The sequence below is a fragment of the Archangium sp. genome, from assembly GCF_045802675.1.
Lineage (GTDB): Bacteria > Myxococcota > Myxococcia > Myxococcales > Myxococcaceae > Archangium.
The window spans coordinates 1-16,517 of sequence record NZ_JBJMQO010000082.1 but is presented as its reverse complement, the minus strand read 5'-3'; the positions used below and the strand labels follow the sequence as shown (position 1 = coordinate 16,517).

The 16,517-nt window shown below is 70.0% G+C and carries 13 protein-coding genes; 11 read left to right on the top strand and 2 right to left on the bottom strand.

Annotated elements, in window-relative coordinates:
* The first annotated feature begins 263 nt into the window (after window positions 1–263).
* From ACJ8AN_RS23800 to ACJ8AN_RS23790, 3 genes are read left to right on the top strand one after another with little or no spacing between them, the layout of a single operon-like run.
* On the top strand, window positions 264–2,147 hold the full coding sequence (locus ACJ8AN_RS23800) for a DUF4388 domain-containing protein (protein WP_407757732.1): 1,884 nt from the start codon (window positions 264–266) through the stop codon (window positions 2,145–2,147).
* Window positions 2,147–3,928 (top strand): ABC transporter ATP-binding protein, encoded by a 1,782-nt coding sequence (locus ACJ8AN_RS23795; protein ID WP_407757731.1) that lies wholly within the window; start codon window positions 2,147–2,149, stop codon window positions 3,926–3,928. Before ACJ8AN_RS23800 ends, ACJ8AN_RS23795 begins: the two co-directional genes overlap by 1 nt.
* Window positions 3,925–5,091, top strand: coding sequence for a PHP domain-containing protein (locus tag ACJ8AN_RS23790; protein WP_407757730.1), 1,167 nt, complete (start codon window positions 3,925–3,927; stop codon window positions 5,089–5,091). Before ACJ8AN_RS23795 ends, ACJ8AN_RS23790 begins: the two co-directional genes overlap by 4 nt.
* A 59-nt stretch (window positions 5,092–5,150) precedes the next feature.
* On the opposite strand, the gene ACJ8AN_RS23785 is transcribed toward ACJ8AN_RS23790, so the two are convergent.
* The gene (locus tag ACJ8AN_RS23785) at window positions 5,151–7,358 is read right to left on the bottom strand and encodes a M4 family metallopeptidase (protein WP_407757729.1); all 2,208 of its coding nucleotides are present in this window, start codon (window positions 7,356–7,358) and stop codon (window positions 5,151–5,153) included.
* A gap of 216 nt (window positions 7,359–7,574) precedes the next feature.
* Between ACJ8AN_RS23785 and ACJ8AN_RS23780 the strand changes: the two genes are divergently transcribed.
* From ACJ8AN_RS23780 to ACJ8AN_RS23755, 6 genes are all read left to right on the top strand, one after another.
* Window positions 7,575–8,852: a 3-deoxy-D-manno-octulosonic acid transferase gene (locus ACJ8AN_RS23780; protein ID WP_407757728.1), complete on the top strand. Its 1,278-nt coding sequence runs from the start codon at window positions 7,575–7,577 to the stop codon at window positions 8,850–8,852.
* Window positions 8,849–9,871 (top strand): glycosyltransferase, encoded by a 1,023-nt coding sequence (locus tag ACJ8AN_RS23775; protein ID WP_407757727.1) that lies wholly within the window; start codon window positions 8,849–8,851, stop codon window positions 9,869–9,871. Before ACJ8AN_RS23780 ends, ACJ8AN_RS23775 begins: the two co-directional genes overlap by 4 nt.
* Window positions 9,868–10,938 (top strand): tetraacyldisaccharide 4'-kinase, encoded by a 1,071-nt coding sequence (lpxK, locus tag ACJ8AN_RS23770; protein WP_407757726.1) that lies wholly within the window; start codon window positions 9,868–9,870, stop codon window positions 10,936–10,938. Before ACJ8AN_RS23775 ends, lpxK begins: the two co-directional genes overlap by 4 nt.
* Window positions 10,939–11,014: 76 nt before the next feature.
* Complete coding sequence (locus ACJ8AN_RS23765; protein ID WP_407757725.1) at window positions 11,015–12,001, top strand: bifunctional heptose 7-phosphate kinase/heptose 1-phosphate adenyltransferase; 987 nt, start codon at window positions 11,015–11,017, stop codon at window positions 11,999–12,001.
* Complete coding sequence (locus ACJ8AN_RS23760; protein WP_407757724.1) at window positions 11,998–12,489, top strand: adenylyltransferase/cytidyltransferase family protein; 492 nt, start codon at window positions 11,998–12,000, stop codon at window positions 12,487–12,489. The genes ACJ8AN_RS23765 and ACJ8AN_RS23760 overlap by 4 nt, the downstream gene beginning before the upstream one ends.
* Window positions 12,490–12,495: 6 nt before the next feature.
* On the top strand, window positions 12,496–12,753 hold the full coding sequence (locus ACJ8AN_RS23755; RefSeq protein ID WP_407757723.1) for a Trm112 family protein: 258 nt from the start codon (window positions 12,496–12,498) through the stop codon (window positions 12,751–12,753).
* Here ACJ8AN_RS23755 and ACJ8AN_RS23750 read toward each other — a convergent pair.
* Window positions 12,742–13,842, bottom strand: coding sequence for a glycosyltransferase family 9 protein (locus ACJ8AN_RS23750; protein ID WP_407757776.1), 1,101 nt, complete (start codon window positions 13,840–13,842; stop codon window positions 12,742–12,744). The genes ACJ8AN_RS23755 and ACJ8AN_RS23750 overlap by 12 nt on opposite strands.
* Window positions 13,843–13,920: 78 nt before the next feature.
* On the opposite strand from ACJ8AN_RS23750, the gene ACJ8AN_RS23745 reads away from it, so the two are divergent.
* Window positions 13,921–14,799, top strand: coding sequence for a YicC/YloC family endoribonuclease (locus tag ACJ8AN_RS23745; protein ID WP_407757722.1), 879 nt, complete (start codon window positions 13,921–13,923; stop codon window positions 14,797–14,799).
* Window positions 14,796–15,428, top strand: a complete 633-nt coding sequence (gene gmk, locus ACJ8AN_RS23740; RefSeq protein WP_407757721.1) for a guanylate kinase — start codon at window positions 14,796–14,798, stop codon at window positions 15,426–15,428. The genes ACJ8AN_RS23745 and gmk overlap by 4 nt, the downstream gene beginning before the upstream one ends.
* Window positions 15,429–16,517: the final 1,089 nt, after the last annotated feature.

Sequence of the window (16,517 nt, the reverse complement as noted above, 5' to 3'; positions counted from 1 at the left end):
AATCGGCCGGTTCCTTGCCCTCGTACTCGGGAGCGGTGCGCTCGGTGGGGGGGGTCGGCTGCTTGCTCTCCCTGGGGACGGGGCGGCGCGGCTTTCAAGCAGGCCGTACTCCCGCATGCCTGAACTCTTTCACTCAGGGCACGTCCGCTCTTTTCCTGAGCTACCGGGTAGGCGTTTTCCCTGAGGGCGAGGGGCTCGCCGCGAGCGGAGGGAGGCGGATACCCACTGAAGCGAGCGGGCTGAATGTGTACACTCGCCCGCCCTTGAAGACGCTTCTTCTGGCCGAGAGCCATCCACCGACTCTGGAGCACCTCACCGGGTTGTTGTCTCAAGCCGGATTCACCGTGCGCGCGGTGAAGGATCCGGCTTCGGCGATGGAGCACTTCGTCGCCGACAACCCCGACATGGTGGTGGTGTCCGTGGACCTGCCGCGCCTGGACGGGGCGCACGTGGGGCACCTCATCCGCAACCACAGCATGGGGGCGCGCGTGCCCATCGTGGCCATCGACAAGGGCCACCTGGGCCGGGCGCGCGGCGTGGCGTCGGTGTTGGATCTCAAGGTGAACGCCTACGTGGCGGACCCGCTCAAGCCGGGCGAGCTGGTGGGCAAGCTCCAGTCGCTGGTGGCCGGCGCCGCGCAGAACGAGGCCCCGCTCAAGGGCGTGCGGGCGATGCTGGCGCGCTCGGCGGTGGTCAGCGGCGATCTCAAGGGCTTCCCGCTGCCGGGGCTGCTGGTGTCGCTCTACCGGCTGCACCGCGATGGCGTGCTGGTGGTGGCGTACCGGGATTTGACGCGGCGGGTGTTCTTCGCTCGTGGCGGCGCGGTGAACTACGACTCGAGCGCGCGGCAGGACGCGCTCCCCAGCTACCTCCTGCAGCGCCAGGTGGTGACGGAGGCGCAGGCGGAGCGGGTGGTGCAGGCGCTGGCCTCGGGGATGCGCATCGGCTCGGCGCTGGCGGAGGCCGGGGTGGAGGCGGCGGGCGAGGAGCTGCTGCAACTGCTGCGCGACTACACGACGGACCGGCTGGCGCAGGTCATCGGCATGCGCGAGGGCCGTTACGCCTTCTACCCGGGCGAGGAGTTCCAGGCCGAGGTGGCCACGGTGGAGACGCCGTCACTGGCGCCCATCCTGGACGGGGCGAGGCGGGCCATTCCGCTCAAGGTGATGGCCGCGCCGCTGCGCGCGCACCAGGCGGAGTACCCGGTGCGCACGCCCGAGTTCGGCAAGGACCTGGCGGCGCTGGGGCTGAACACGGACGACCTGAAGATCGTCATGCAGGTGAACGGGCGCATCCCGCTCCGGGACTTGCTGGCGCACGGGCGGGGAGACCTGCGCAGAGGGTACTCGCTGCTGTGGTTCCTCAAGGTGGTCGGCTGCGTGAGCTTCTCGCCGGCGCCGGCGGTGAGCGGTCCGGGCGAGGTGGTGGCGGTGCCGGAGTCCATCGCCCCGCGCAAGCGCAAGCCGCTGGACGCGGAGACGGCGGCGAGCCTGCGGGACGGAGCGGTGAAGATCATCACCGGCAGCTACTTCCGCTGCCTGGGGCTGGACATCGCCGCGGACACCGAGGCCGTCGAGCGCGCCTACCACGAGCTCGCCACGCGCTTCCATCCGGACAGCTACGCCGAGTTCGACACCTCGGAGATCAAGGACCTGCTGGACTCGGTGCAGGACAAGCTGTCGGCGGCGTACCGGGTGCTGTCGGTGGAGGAGAAGCGCAAGGCGTACCTGCAGTACCTCATGTCGCGCATGGACGTGGGGCGAGCCACCACGGTGAACGTGGACGCGGAGATCATCCTGCGGCGTGGAGAGGCGGCGCTGAAGCGCAAGCAGTACCGCTCGGCGCTCATCCACTTCGAGGAGGTGGTGACGCTCAACCCGCAGGAGCCCGAGTACTACTCGTACCTGGCCTGGGCCACGTTCCTGGCCGGCACGGGGCCGAAGGAGGACCGGGCGAAGGCGGCGCAGAAGGTGTTGCGCAAGGCGCTCTCGCTCAACCCGTACCTGGAGCGGGCGCTCATCATCTCGGCCATCATCGACAGTGAGATGGACGACGCGTCCGGGGCGCGCAAGAAGCTGCTCAAGGTGCTCGAGCTCAATCCCAATGCCCAGCTCGCCAAGGCCGCGCTGCGCAAAGTAGGCCGGTGATGCACAAGTCGTTGTGGAGGTTACTGGGTTACGCCCGGCCGCACGTGGGCATCCTGGCGATGGCCTTCGCGTGCATGACGGTGCTGGGGCTGGCCACGGGGGCGTACGCGTACCTGCTGGGCCCGGCGCTGCGCTTCCTGCTGTCGGGGGGCTCGGAGGGCTTCGGCGGCGCGCAACCGGTGCCGTGGCTGTCGCGGCTGCCTCGCGAGGCCGCGCTCTGGGGCTTCCCCGTGGTGGTGCTGAGCGTGGGCGTGGTGAAGGGCGTGGGGTACCTCGGCCAGTTCTACTTCATGGGCTTCTTCGCCCAGAAGGTGGTGGCGGACCTGCGGCGCGAGCTCTTCCTGCGCCTGTCCTCGCTCTCTCCCGCGCAGATGGCGCGCGAGCGGGTGGGAGATCTGCTCAGCCGCTTCTCCGCGGACGTGCAGGCGGTGGAGATGGCGGCCATGTACACCGTGGGCTCGTACCTGCGGGACTCGCTGCAGGTGCTGGTGCTGGCGGGCATGGCCCTGTCCATCAGTCCGCTGATGGGCGGGTTGATGCTGGCCGTGCTGCCGCTGGCGGCGCTGCCGGCCTCGAGGCTCACGCGCAAGGCGCTGCGGGGCACGCGCGAGGGCCAGGTGCAGCTCGGCCACCTCGCGGGGCAGCTCCAGGAGGGCCTGGGCGGCATGCGCACCATCCAGGCCTTCAACGGACAGGCGGCGGAGCTGGCGCGCTTCTCGGCGCATGCGAAGGCCCACGAGGAGGCGCTGGTGCGCGCGGCGTGGGCTCGAGGCGGAGTGCCGGGGTTGATGGAGGTGCTGGCGGCGGCGGCGCTCGCGGGATCGCTGGGGTACGCGGCGGCCACGCACGCGATGGAGCCCGAGTCCCTGCTGTCCTTCCTCACCGCGTTGATTCTCGTGTACCAGCCCATCAAGGACCTGGGGCGGGTGACGCAGTTCGCGATGCAGGCGGGGGCGGCGGGCGAGCGGCTCTTCGCGTTGTTGGACCTGCGCCACCCGGTGGAGGACGCGCCGGGGGCCACCGAGGCACCGGCGCTGGAGCGGGGCATCCAGGTGGAGGACGTGCGCTTCGCGTACGGGGAGCGGCGGGCGCTGGACGGGCTGACGCTGGAGCTGCCGGTGGGCAAGGTGGTGGCGCTGGTGGGGCCGAGCGGTGGAGGCAAGAGCACGCTCACGAGCCTGCTGCTGCGCTTCGAGCGTCCGCAGGCGGGCCACCTGCGCTTCGACGGGGTGGACGTGGACCGGTACACGGCGGCGAGCGTGCGGGCGAAGTTCGCGCTGGTGACGCAGGAGCCATTGCTCTTCTCGGGGAGCGTGCTGGACAACCTGCGCTATGGGCGGCCGGACGCGACACGCGAGGAGGTGGAGGCGGCGGCGCGGGTGGCGAACGCGGACGGTTTCATCCGGGCGCTGCCCGAGGGCTATGACACGCGGGTGGGCGAGCGCGGGGTGAAGCTGAGCGGAGGCCAGCGGCAGCGGCTGTGCATCGCGCGGGCGGTGCTGTCGCGGGCGCCGGTGCTGGTGCTGGACGAGGCGACGAGCAGTCTGGATCCCGAGAGCGAGCGCGAGGTGCAGGGGGCGCTGGCGGCGGTGCTGCCGGGGCGGACGGCGCTCGTCATCGCCCACCGGTTGTCGACGGTGGTGGACGCGGATGTCATCTGCGTGGTGGAGGCGGGGCGGGTGGTGGAGCGGGGGAGCCACGCGGAGCTGCTGAAGGCGGGAGGCCGTTACGCGGCGCTGTGGTCGCTGCAGACGGCGGGCCCGGAGCGGGGCGCGGCGTGAAGCCGGCGGTGCTTGCGGGCAAGTTGCTCCGGGCGCTGCTGGGGTTGGTGCTGGGGGTGCTGGGGGTGGCGGGCTTCTTCACGCTCGCGGCCTCGTACGCCGAGTACCCGGTGGTGCCCCCGGCGCCGGACGCGCCCCAGTGGCCGCGAGGCGCCTTCCATGTGCACACGACGCGCTCGGATGGGCGGGGCACGGTGGAGGAGGTGGCCGCGGCGGCGAAGGCCGCGGGCCTGCGCTTCGTGGTGCTCACGGACCACAACGATTTCGTGCCGCGCGAGCCCGCCTATGTGGACGGGGTGCTGATGGTGCCGGGCGTGGAGCTCTCGACGGCGCACGGGCACCTGGTGGCGTTTGGCCTGAGGCGGCCGTTGGAGGGCGTGCGGCCGTACATGGACGGAGGGGAGGCCGAGGCGGCGGTGGAGAAGGCGGGAGGGGTGAGCGTGCTCGCGCACCCGGTGCAGCAGCGCAACCCCTGGCGTCACGAGGAGGCCGCGCGGAGGGCCGAGGGCTACGAGCTCTACTCCGCGGACACGTTCTTCCGGGACGCGCTGCGCCACCCCATCAGCCGGCTGTTGCCCGCGGTGGGGGCGACGCTCGGCAATCCGGTGCACGGGGTGATGCTGCTCGTCGAGCCGGGACCCGAGTCCCTGGCGCGGCTGCTGGAGCTCGAGCGGGAGAAGCCGCGAATCGCCCTGTGCTCGCACGACGCGCACGGGCTGCCGCGCTACGAGGACGTCTTCAAGTCGATGGCGATGTACCTGCCGCCCGCGGAAGGCACGCCGGTGGAGCTGTCGAAGGATGCGCGGGAGGCGGCGGAGCAGGTGGTGAAGGGGCTCGCGAGTGGCCGGGCCGTCTGCGCCTTCCGGGCACTGGGCGAGCCCGAGGGCTTCGCACTGGAGGGCCTGGACGCGGAGCGCCGTGAGGCCCACGTGGGAGACGTGCTGACGGTGCGCCTGCCGCCGGGAGCGGGAGAGCAGGTGCGCATCGAGGTACGAGGCGTGGGGCAGCTGGGCGAGGACGGCAGGTCGGTGAAGTTGGTGGAAGAGGGAGCGGTGCAGATAGAGGCGTGGGCGAGAGGGCCGGGGAGCTTCTTCGGAACGCAGTGGCGCCCGTGGATTGCCCCGAGCCCGATTCGCGTCCTGCCCAGGCGCGCGGGGCCCTGAACGAGAACGGCCGCCCCCGCGAGAGCGAGAGCGGCCGTTGAATCTCGGGAGTCAGCGGCTCAGTCGTAGGTGGCGGCCAGGGACAGGTTCTGGTACCCGCCCTTCGAGCCGAAGACCTGGATGTAGTAGTTGCCGGGGGCCACGTTGTTGAGGTTGCAGACCTCGGTGTTGCCCTCCTTGACGCTGCGGCACTCGTAGTCGAAGGACTTCGGGGCGGAGCCCGGCTTCACGTAGAGGTCGGCGTTGCCCGTGCCGTTGAAGAGGCGCACGTGGACGTTGTTGTCGATGCCACCGGCGCGAGCGGGGACGGTGAGCTTGTACACCTGATCCGAGCCGGCGATGCCGGACAGGCCGTCGAGCTGCACGCCGCCCTCGATGGGGATGTAGCCGCCCTTCCAGGTGACGGAGAGCGAGACGCCGGAGTAGGCGCTGAAGGCGTTGAGCATCACGTACCAGGTGCCCTGGGCGGGAGCGGCGAAGACGCACGACTCGGCGTTGCCGGACTTGTAGGGGCGGCAGTCGTAGAGGCTGGTGGTGGGGGCGTTGTTGAAGCGCACGTAGAGGTCCGCGTCACCGGTGCCGCCGCTGATGCTGACGTTGAGGTCCGTGGCGCCCTCGGGGACCTTGAAGCTGAAGTACGCCTTGGAGCCCTTGGCGCCGGAGATGTTGCTCACCGGGACGTTCTTCTCGATGGGGGTGTTGACGGGGGGCGGGACGGGCACGCCCACGCCCACGGCCTTCCAGGCGTTGGTGACGGCCGTGACGGTGGCCGCGTCGAAGCCCAGCTGCTGAGCGGCCTGCTCGGTGGCGATCTTCGCCTGCTCGAACGTGGTGCTCGGCGTCATGAGGTCGACGTTGGCCTTGTAGAAGATGCGCGCGGCCTTCTCGATGCCGATGCCCGTGACGACCGTGGCCGTCTTGGCGCGCGGGTGGGTGCCGCCCTGGCTCAGCAGGTAGAAGGCCAGGTTGGAGATGCCCGAGCTGTAGTGCACGTCGATGCCGGAGGAGTAGTCCGGGTAGTAGTCGAGCGACGTGCCGTCCTGGGTGGGGCTGGCCATGTAGCGCAGCGCATCGCCCGCGGTGGCCGGCGTCCAGACGTCGTCACCCACCAGCCAGGTGCGCGCGCTGACGACCTTGCCGTCGCCGTACCACTCGCACACCGCGCCGAAGATGTCGGACATGGACTCGTTGAGGCCGCCGGACTCACCCGAGTAGATGAGGTCCGACTCGTTGTCCGTCACGGCGTGGGTCAGCTCGTGCGCCGTCACGTCGAGCGACTTGGCCAGGTTGATGGCGGTGACGTTGTCGCCGTCGCCGTACACCATCTGGGTGCCGTCCCAGAAGGCGTTCACGTACTTCACGCGGTGGTGCACGGTGCTGATGAGCGTGGCGCCCGCGTTGTTGATGGAGTCGCGGCCGAACAGGGTGCTGTAGCAGTTGTAGACGGTGCCGAGGTGGCCGTAGTTCTCGTTGACGATGGGGTCGGCGACGGGGTCCTGGCCCTCGATGCGCGTCAGCGTGCCGGGCAGGGTGGACAGCGTCTTGCCGTCGTACATCTTCCGGCCCAGGGCGGTGTGCACGTGGGGGATGCGCGCCACGACCGAGCCGTCCGCGGAGTCCACCAGCACCGAGTCGTCCACCGGGGTGCCGTCGGTCTGCTCGCCGGTCTGACGCAGCTCGTAGACGAGCAGCAGCTTGTCGCCGGCGCGGTAGTAGAAGAGCTCGGGCTCACCCGCGATGCGGGCATCCTGGGGCGCCTCGCGATCCTGCGCGGCGGCGGAGATGGCGGCCTCGGGGGCCACGGTGGCCTTGTCCGGGCCCGTCAGGTCGCCGCGCACGTTGGTGTTGGCCGCGAAGATCTTCCCGTCGCGCGCGTGCAGGCGCAGCTCGGCGCCGTAGATGGCGCGGCCGTTGTGCAGCACGCCGTAGCGGTAGTGGATGTCGCCCTGCGCGTCGGTGTAGGCGCGCTTGAGGACGAGGTTGGCCGCGTCCAGCTTGAACTGGGGGGCGATGCTCGCCAGGGCGGGGCTCAGGTCGGCGGTGAGCGCATCCTGGGGGGCGGCGAGCGCGGGCAGGCTGCCCAGCTCACCGGTGATGAAGCGGGCGGTGCCCGACTCGTCGGCGTCCACCACGTTGTTGCCGAGGGCGGACGCGAGCGTCCGGGTCGCCATGGGCTTGTTGCCCTCGGGCGCGTTGCCCTCGGTGCACGCACCCATCATGAACGACAGCGCCGCCACTCCAATGACTCCGCGGAAACGATTCTCCACTGGCTGCCTCCTGTTCCCCGTGCCTCGGGGACGATGCTCAAGGTACCAAAGAAGTCCGACATTTCCAATGAATACAGAATAAACACGTTGTTTCTGTTTTCCTAGAAGGTGAGAGGGAAGGGCGGGAGGAGCGTGCCCGGGGCGAGGGAGCTGGAGTGGGGGACGCGTGCTGCCGGGAGGGGCGGCATCTGGTAGAGGGACGCGGCCCCGGCTGCCATGCGCCTTCTCTACGTCCTCGCCAGCTACCTGCTCTTCGCCGTGCTCTTCCCGGTGTTGTCGTTGCATCGCAAGACGCGGCACGGGCTGCGGCAGCGGCTCGGCTTCTACGCGCCAGGGGAGCTGCCGCCGCGAGGGCCCGGCCCGACGTTCTGGATGCACGGGGCGAGCGCGGGAGACCTGTTGGCGCTCTCGCCGATGTTCGGCCCGTTGCGCGCGCGCTTTCCGGGGTGCCGCATCGTGCTCTCCACGATGACGAACTCGGGCTACATGATGGGGAAGGGCCGGCTGGCGAAGCAGGTGGACGGGGTGGTGTACGCGCCCTACGACCTGTGGGGCGCCACGAGGCGGGCGGTGCGCGCCATCCAGCCGGAGCTGCTGGTGCTCGAGTACACGGAGATCTGGCCCAACCTCATCCGGGCGGCCAGGCGCGCGGGGGGGCGCGTGGCGCTGACGAACGGGCGCTTCTCTCCGGCGCACCAGGGGAAGTACCGGCTGTTGTTCTCGCTCATCGGCAATCCGCTGCGGGACATGGACTTGTTCCTGATGCGGGGCGAGGACGAGGCGGAGCGGGTGTTGGGGCTGGGGGCGCCGGGCGAGCGGGTGTTCGTGACGGGGAACACGAAGTTCGACGCGCTGGCGTCGGCGGACCCGGTGCAGGAGAGCCAGGAGGACGAGGCGCTGCGGGGAGCGCTGGGGCTGAAGGAAGGGGAGCGGGTGTGGATCGCCGGCAGCACGCACGAGGGCGAGGAGGAGCACCTGCTGGAGGTGTACCGGCGGTTGCTGGAGGCGCACCCGGACCTGCGGCTGGTGATCGCACCGAGGTACATCGAGAGGGCGGGGCGGGTGGTGGCGTTGGCGAGGGAGGCGGAGCTGAGCGTGGGGTTGCGCTCGAAGGGGAACGAGGAGGGAGGGCGGGTGGTGGTGCTGGACACGATCGGCGAGCTGTCGAGGGCGTACCGGCTGGCGACGTTGGTGTTCGTGGGCGGGTCGTTCACGAAGAGGGGAGGGCAGAACATCCTGGAGCCAGCGGGGCAGGGCAAGCCGGTGCTGTTCGGGCCGCACATGGAGAACTTCCGGGACAGCGTGCAGGTGCTGGTGGGGAGGGGCGGGTTGCAGGTGAAGGACGCGGAGCAGCTGTACCGGGTGATGTCGGAGCTGTTGGCGAAGCCGGAGACGGTGACGTCATTGGGGGAGCTGGCGAGGGGGACGGTGCGGCAGATTTCAGGAGCGAGCCAGCGCAACGTGGAGCACATGGCGAGAGCGCTCACCCCATGAAGATCCTGCACCTGCTGGCGAGCCCGTTCTGGAGTGGCCCGGCGGAGAACGTGGCGTTGCTGGCTCGGGCGCAGCGCGAGGCGGGGCACGAGGTGACGGTGGCGGTGGATCGCCGGAGGAAGGAGATTCCGGCGGAGGAGCCCTCGGTGCCGCGGCTGAAGGAGCTGGGGCTGCTGGACGAGGGCGGGCTCGAGCTGTCGGTGAAATCGCCGCCGTGGACGGTGTGGAGTGACACGCGGAAGTTGAAGGCGCGGAGCGTGGACGTGGTGCACGCGCACTTCACGCACGATCACCTGGTGGCGAGGTGGGGGAGGCCGAGGGGCGCGGTCGTCATCCGCTCGGTGCATGCGCCGAGGTCCCTGAGGTTCTCGCTGCCGGAAGCGGACGCCTACACGGTGCCCTCGTCCTCGGTGATCACGAAGCTGGTGGGGAGACGGGTGCGCGTCCTGCCGCCGCTGGTGGACGCGATGTTCCGGCCCGCGGAGGACCGCGAGGCGCTGAGGCGGGAGTTGGGGCTGACGGGGGCGCCGCTGGTGGGGATGGTGTCGACGTTCCAGCCCTCGAGGAGGCACGGGCTCGGGGTGGAGGCCTTCGCGCAACTGCGGCGGGGGCACGCGGGAGCGAGGCTGGTGCTGGTGGGGGACGGCGAACAGGTGGAGCCGGTGCGGCAGCAGGTGCGGGCGTTGGGATTGGAGGAGGCGGTGACGTTCGCGGGGTACCAGCGGGGAGAGACCTTCGCGCGCTGGCTGCGAGCGCTGGACGAGGTGTGGGTGCTGGGGCTCGGCAACGACTGGAGCGCGAGGGCGGCGGCGCAGGCGAGGGCGAGTGGAGTGCGAGTGGTGGCGGTGGAGGAGGGCAACCTGCCGGCGTTGGCGGACGTGCTGGTGGAGGGGCTGACGGCGGAGGCGGTGGTGGAGGCGTCGGAGTCAGGCACGAGGTCCCCGGTGGCGCACCCGAGCAACGAGCGGATCGCCGCGGAGGTGCTGGCGCTGTACGAGCAGGCGAGGGCGGAGCGGTGAGCGGCGAGGCCCCGAGGCAGGAAGCGCCGACGGCGATTGAGCGGGTCTTCTACCCGGGCGAGCCAGAGGGGTGGAGCCGGAGGGCGATGCTGGCGCCGCTGGAGGTGCTGGCGTGGGGCTACGGGGCGGGAGTGCGGCTGCGAGGAGCGCTCTACGACGCGGGCCTGCTGGAGGGCGAGCGGGTGGAGGGGCTGCGGGTGGTGTCGGTGGGGAACCTGAACGTGGGAGGGACGGGGAAGACGCCGGCGGTGCTGTACCTGGCGGAGCTGCTGGTGCGGGAGGGGAAGCGGGTGGGCATCCTGACGCGGGGGTATGGGCGGGGCTCGAAGGAGCCGGTGACCTTCACGGGAGCGGGGCCGTTGCCGTCGGTGGAGGAGGCGGGGGACGAGCCGTTGCTGCTCGCGCGCCGCTGCCCCGAGGCGAGGCTGCTGGTGGGAGCGGATCGCCGGAAGCTGGCGCGCCGGGCGAGGGACGAGTTCGGGCTGGAGGTGGTGCTGCTCGACGACGGCTTCCAACACCGGAAGCTGGCGAGGGACGAGGACGTGGTGGTGGTGGACGAGGCGGTGGGCTTCGGCAATGGGCGGATGTTGCCGCGAGGCCCGTTGCGCGAGCCGCTCTTGGGGCTGAGCCGGGCGACGCTCTTCTGGGTGCGAGCCGCATCGACGCCCGGGCCGGCGCTGCCGCCGCTGCCAGCGCCCCGGGTGCGGACGCGGTATCGGCCCACGGCCTGGGTGGACCCATCGGGAGGGCTCCATCCCGCCGAGGCATTGAAGGGACAGCCGGTGCTGGCATTGGCGGGGCTTGCTCGGCCGGGGGGCTTCCTGCGGACGCTGGGCGAGCTGGGGACGGAGGTCCGGGGCACGGCCTTCTATCCGGACCACCATCGCTTCAGTGCGCGGGAGCTCCACGAGGTGGGCGCGCGAGCGGCGAGCCTGGGCGCGAGGGTGGTGACGACGGAGAAGGACCTCGTACGGCTGCCGAGCGGCTTCGAGGCGTGGACGGTGCGGTTGGGGGTGGAGGTGCTCGAGGGGGAGTCGCACCTTCGCCGGGCGCTCGGGCTGGGGTAGGAAAAGGTCGGCTTGTCGAAGGGGAGGGGCTGTGGGACAACGCGCCGCCATGGCTGCTGTGGTGCCCGCCCGAGTGATGCCTTCCCTGGCCCAGATTCCGTTGGCCTTCGCGCGCCGGAGGGTGCTGCTGGTAGGGGACCTGGTTGCCGACCATTACATCTACGGCCAGACGGACCGGGTGAGCCGCGAGGCGCCGGTGCTGATCGTGCGTCACGAGTCCTCGGAGGTGAAGCTGGGGGGCGGGGCGAACGTGGCGGCGAACGTGCGAGCACTGTCGGGGCAGGTGACGGCGGTGGGCGTGCTGGGGGTGGACGAGATGGGGAGGGCGCTGCGCAAGCTGTTCGACGAAGCAGGAGTCGAGCTGCGGGCGGTGAGTGCGAAGGGCGTGGAGACGGAGACGAAGACGCGGATTCTGGCGGGAGGGGTGAACACGACGCGGCAGCAGATGTTGAGGCTGGACCGTGGGCAGCGGGGCGCGTTGCCGCCGAGGCTTCGCCGGGCATTGGTGAAGAAGGTGGAGGAGGCGGCGAAGGACGCGGACGCGGTGGTGGTGTCGGACTACGGGGCGGGGGTGGTGGGGGAGGAGATGCGCGAGGCGCTGCGGAGACTGGCGGCGGACGGGCTGCCGGTGTGCGTGGACAGCCGTTACAGCCTGGCGGCGTTCACCGGGGTGACGGTGTGCAAGCCGAACGAGCCGGAGCTGCAGTCGCTGGTGGGCCGGCCGCTGAACACGCAGGAGGAGTTGCTGGAGGCGGGGCACGAGGTGGTGCGGCGGATGAAGTGCCAGGCGTTGCTGGTGACGAGGGGCCGGCACGGGATGGCGCTCTTCGACGCGAAGGGGGGAGTGGATCTGATCCCGGTGCATGGGGCGAAGGATGCGGTGGACGTGACGGGGGCGGGGGACACGGTGATCGCGGCGTTTTCGCTGGGGCTGGCGGCGGGAGGGAGCTTCGGGGAGGCGGCGAGGCTGGCGAACGTGGCGGGAGCGTTGGCGGTGCAGAAGCTGGGGACGGCGACGGTGGCGAGGGACGAGCTGTTGGGCGAGCTGAGGAGCGCGCGGTGAGCACGTTGGCCAAGGTGATGCGGCTGCCGGAGGTGGTGGCGCAGCGCGAGCGGTGGAGGGCGGAGGGGAAGACGGTGGCGTTGGCGAACGGGGTGTTCGATCTGCTGCACGTGGGGCACGTGCGCTACCTGGAGGGGGCGAAGGAGCTGGCGGACTACCTGGTGGTGGCGGTGAACTCGGACGCGTCGACGAGGGCGTACAAGGGGCCGGGGAGGCCGCACATTCCGGAGGGGGAGAGGGCGGAGCTGGTGGCGGCGCTGGCGTGTACGGACGGGGTGCTGATTTTCGATGAGCCGGACGTGCGCCACATCATCCGGGCGTTGAAGCCGGACGTGCACGTGAAGGGGACGGACTACACGCCGGACACGATTCCCGAGGCGGACGAGGTACGGGCCTACGGAGGGAGGGTGGCGGTGTCGGGAGACCCGAAGAATCACAGCACGACGGAGCTCGCGAGGAAGCTGCAGGCGGAGCGGCAGTCGAAGTAGCGAACCATGAGCATCCCCGACTGGCTGCGAGCGACGTTGGCCTGCCCGATCTGCAAGGGCCCTCTGTCAGACCCACCCCACCCAGAGCAACTCCTCCCTCCGGGAGAGGGTCGGGGTGAGGGTAGGCGGGCCCCGGGTTCCCCCCTCGAGAGCCCCCCTCTGCCCCACCTGCACTGTGCGAGCTGCGGCCTCGCGTACCCCATCAGGGACGGAGTGCCCGTGCTGCTCCGAGACGAAGCTCGCGCCCTACCCTCAGGAAGCTGAAGCCCGCTCCGGGAGTCCCGCGGCGAAGTCCCGCACCTCCTCGAAGATCCGGGCCTCGAGATTCGCACCCGAGTCGACGACGGGGGTGAGGTCGACCATGCGATGGGGCGGATGGGGGTGACCCCAGCGAGCCATGTCCATGCGGAGGAAGAGTCCGAGGGTGGGGGCGCCGACGGCGACGGACAGGTGCATGGGGCCGGTGTTGTTGCAGACGGTGAGGCCGGCGGAGCGCATGAGGGCGGCGAGCTCGTCGATGCTGGTGGGGGGAGCGAGCTGAGCGCCGGGGGCGAGGGCCACGACGGTGCGAGCGAGTTCCTCCTCACCGGGGCCCCAGGTGACGATGGGATTCCTTCCGGAGGCGATCAACGCGCGAGCGGCGGAGGCGAAGGCCTCGGGAGGGATGCGGCGCCAGCCGAGCCGCCCGCCGGGGTTGACGACCGCGCGAGGCGAACCCGAGCCAGCCTCGAGCCAGGCCCGGAACTGCTCGCTCACCTTGGGCGCGCGAAAGGACATCAGCTCACGGGGAGGGTCCTGCACGAGGGGCGAGAGCAGGTGCACGCGCTGGAGCACCTCGCGGGTGGTATCGGTCCGAGCGGGGACGGAGAGCGAGTGGAGGTACTGAATGGGCCACTGCTGGGGGCCGATGACGAGGGCGTGGGGGCCGGCGAGGCGGGAGATGAGGGCGGAGGTGACGGAGGGGGTGGACCAGTTGGCGCAGTCGACGACGACGTCATAGCGCTCGCGGCGCAGGGCGCGGATGCCGGGGGCGAGGGCGCCGAGCCAGAGGAGGCGGCGGTCGAAGGGGATGATGCGATCGGCCTCGGGGTGGCCGGCGATGACGCGGGCGACCTTGGAGTGGACGAGGACGTGGATCTCCGGGGGGTGGGGGGAGGCCTTGAGGGTGGAGAGGAGGGGGGTGGTGAGGAGGGCCTCGCCGACGCGGTTGTCGATCCGGACGAGGAGGACGCGCCGGGGGGAGGGGAGGGGATGACCCACCGTCCGCCGGCGGCCGGGGCGCCAGAGGAGGGCGGAAGCCACGAGGGCGAGAGCCAGCTTCGCCCACGATTCGAGCCGCTTGTGCCAGACCATCGGGGGGCGGACCATAGCAGAGAGGATCCCCGCGCAGGTGGCTTGACCTGTTGGCCGGAAGGGCCTAGCAAGCCGCGAATGCTGAAGAGCATGACGGGTTTCGGAGCGGGACGCGCGCAGGTGGGGGACGAGGAGTTCTCCGTGGAGTTGCGCTCCCTGAACCACAAGTTCTGCGAGGTGAAGGCGCGGCTGCCGAGGGAGCTGGCGGCGCTGGAGTCCGCGGTGGTGAAGCAGGTGAAGGACCGGCTCGCGCGCGGCGCGGTGGAGGTCTTCATCAAGAGGCAGACGGCGACGGCGGCCGGGACGGTGCCGGTGGTGGATGTGGGGCTGGCGCGGGAGTACGCGCGGGCCTTCCGCCAGGTGGCCGAGTCGCTCGGGATGATGGCCGAGATTTCCTGGACGCACGTGGCCAACCAGCCGGGGGTGGTGCGGCTGGAGGAGCGGGGGATGGACGTGGAGGCGGCCACGAAGGCGGTGCAGGCGGCGCTGGAGCAGGCGCTCGGCGCGCTGGAGCAGATGCGGCAGGTGGAGGGGGAGGCGATACGCGTGGACCTGGAGGCCCGGCTGGGGCTCATCGAGCGCTGGAGCCGGGAGGTGGCGGAGCTGGCGCCGCGTTCGGTGGACGAGTACCGCCAGCGGCTGGCCGAGCGCGTGGCGGAGCTGGCGCGAGGCATCTCCGTGGACGAGCAGCGGCTTGCCCAGGAGGTGGCCGTGTTCGCCGAGCGGACGGACATCGCCGAGGAGATGACGCGGTTGGCGAGTCACCTCGAGCAATTCCGCCAGATGATGGCGGGGAGCGAGCCGTCGGGCCGCCGCATGGACTTCCTCGTGCAGGAGATGCACCGCGAGGTGAACACCACGGGCTCGAAGAGCCAGCACGCGGAGATTTCATCGCGTGTGGTGTCGATGAAGGCAGAAGTCGAGCGCATCCGCGAACAGGTCCAGAACGTCGAATGAACGAGTCCACTCCACTGCAGCCCGGCATCCTGCTCGTCCTCTCCGCGCCGTCGGGGACGGGAAAGACCACCCTGGCGCGCCGTCTGCTCGGCGAGCTACCGGATTCCCTCTTCTCCATCAGTGTGACCACCCGGAAGCCCCGAGGACGGGAGCAGGACGGGGTGGACTACCACTTCGTGGACGTCACCGCCTTCCAGGAGCGGATCGAGCGGGGCGAGTTCGTCGAGTGGGCCGAGGTCTACGGTCACTTCTACGGCAGCTCCCAGGCGGTGGTGGACGAGGCCCGGGAGCGGCGGGGCGTGGCCATCTTCGACATCGACGTGCAGGGCGGACTGGCGATCAAGCGCAAGAACCCCGACACGGTGCTCGTCTTCGTTGTGCCTCCCTCGATGGAGGAGCTCGAACGGCGCCTGCGCGATCGTGGGACGGACGCGGAGGACACGATTCGTCGCCGGATGCTGGCCGCCCGCTCGGAGATCGAGCGAGGGGTTGCGTCGTACGACTACATCGTCGTGAACGACGACTTCGAGCGGGCCTATCGGGATCTGCACTCGGTGGTGGTCGCCGAGCGCAGCCGTCGGGGGCGAGCGGATCTCTCGAGACTCCGGTTGGAGAAGTCCGGGACGTAGGAGCCGGGAACCGGACCCGCGGGAATGATTCGGGCTCCGAGGAGGGTTTCCCCTACACCTCCAACGAGCTGGAGCTGGGCCGGGAGCAGCTCCCACCGGGACGGCAAGTCCGGGTAGGGCGCACGGGTGGGCGCAGGTGAAATTGCTTGCGTGGCCCGATCGGTTGGTGGATAAGCCGCCTCACCTCACGGCGCGGTGTCGCGCAGGCGACACTTCAGCGAAGTGAGGCTTGTTCTTTTGAGCATCAATAGGGACCGGAAGGCCTGGGAGCTTCGCACCTGAGAAGGATGCGACGGCTGATCAGGGCCGGACGGGACGAGTCGACGAAGTTGACAAGTCCTGAAGGCGGTCCTAGATACTGGATGCCTCGCCAGTGCGGCTGGAAAAAGCTGACGGCGGGCGGAATCGGCCAGGCAGAACGAGCGGTTGATTCCCTGGGGGCGAAGCGATAGAAGCCGCGCCCCTTCGGACGGAAAGGCGAAGTCGCACTGGCGACGAAGTCCCCCGGACGAAAGAAGTGAAAGACGAAATACGAAGTCGACGAAGCGGGTTGACTCCCAACGCGGTGGTGGTAGAAGCCGCTCCCCCACGAAACGGCGGAAGTCGCGCAAGCGACAGAGCCGGGACGGGGCGGAAAAAAGAGTCGACGAAGCAAGTTGACACGGAGCACGGAAGCGAAGTAGGTTCCGCGCCCCTCCCGAAAGGAAGAAACAAAGCGCGAAGGCGCGGTGTTGAATCCAAACCGGGGCGAAGCGGTGAAACGGAGCGGCAACGGCCGCTTGACAGAAAAGCCGCTTCGAAATAGAAGACGCAGCCCCGGAGTTGAACAGGGTGCTGCCGAGCAGTGAGAAGACGGTAGCATGAAGCCGCGACAGCAACAAGCGGCTCGGTCTTTGAAAACCAAATAGCAAGCCCAAGAAGTACACGATTGCGGAAACCGCAGTCAATTCTAAACGGCACCTCAAGAGAGTCGGCGTGAGTCGATTCCGAGGTGCCCTGAACAGCGAAGTCGGGAGTTCCTTAGCCGGACCCCGGCCAAGCCGGTTCAAAACCTTCAAATTTCAATTGGAGAGTTTGATCCTGGCTCAG

Bases quoted from the DNA above. Each gene is read 5' to 3' on its own strand.
- ACJ8AN_RS23775 (WP_407757727.1), top strand. From the start codon at position 8,849: ATGAAGATCCTGCACCTGCTGGCGAGCCCGTTCTGGAGTGGCCCGGCG.
- ACJ8AN_RS23780 (WP_407757728.1), top strand. From the start codon at position 7,575: ATGCGCCTTCTCTACGTCCTCGCCAGCTACCTGCTCTTCGCCGTGCTC.
- ACJ8AN_RS23745 (WP_407757722.1), top strand. From the start codon at position 13,921: ATGCTGAAGAGCATGACGGGTTTCGGAGCGGGACGCGCGCAGGTGGGG.
- gmk (WP_407757721.1), top strand. From the start codon at position 14,796: ATGAACGAGTCCACTCCACTGCAGCCCGGCATCCTGCTCGTCCTCTCC.
- ACJ8AN_RS23795 (WP_407757731.1), top strand. From the start codon at position 2,147: ATGCACAAGTCGTTGTGGAGGTTACTGGGTTACGCCCGGCCGCACGTG.
- ACJ8AN_RS23750 (WP_407757776.1), bottom strand. From the start codon at position 13,842: ATGGTCTGGCACAAGCGGCTCGAATCGTGGGCGAAGCTGGCTCTCGCC.
- ACJ8AN_RS23765 (WP_407757725.1), top strand. From the start codon at position 11,015: ATGCCTTCCCTGGCCCAGATTCCGTTGGCCTTCGCGCGCCGGAGGGTG.
- ACJ8AN_RS23755 (WP_407757723.1), top strand. From the start codon at position 12,496: ATGAGCATCCCCGACTGGCTGCGAGCGACGTTGGCCTGCCCGATCTGC.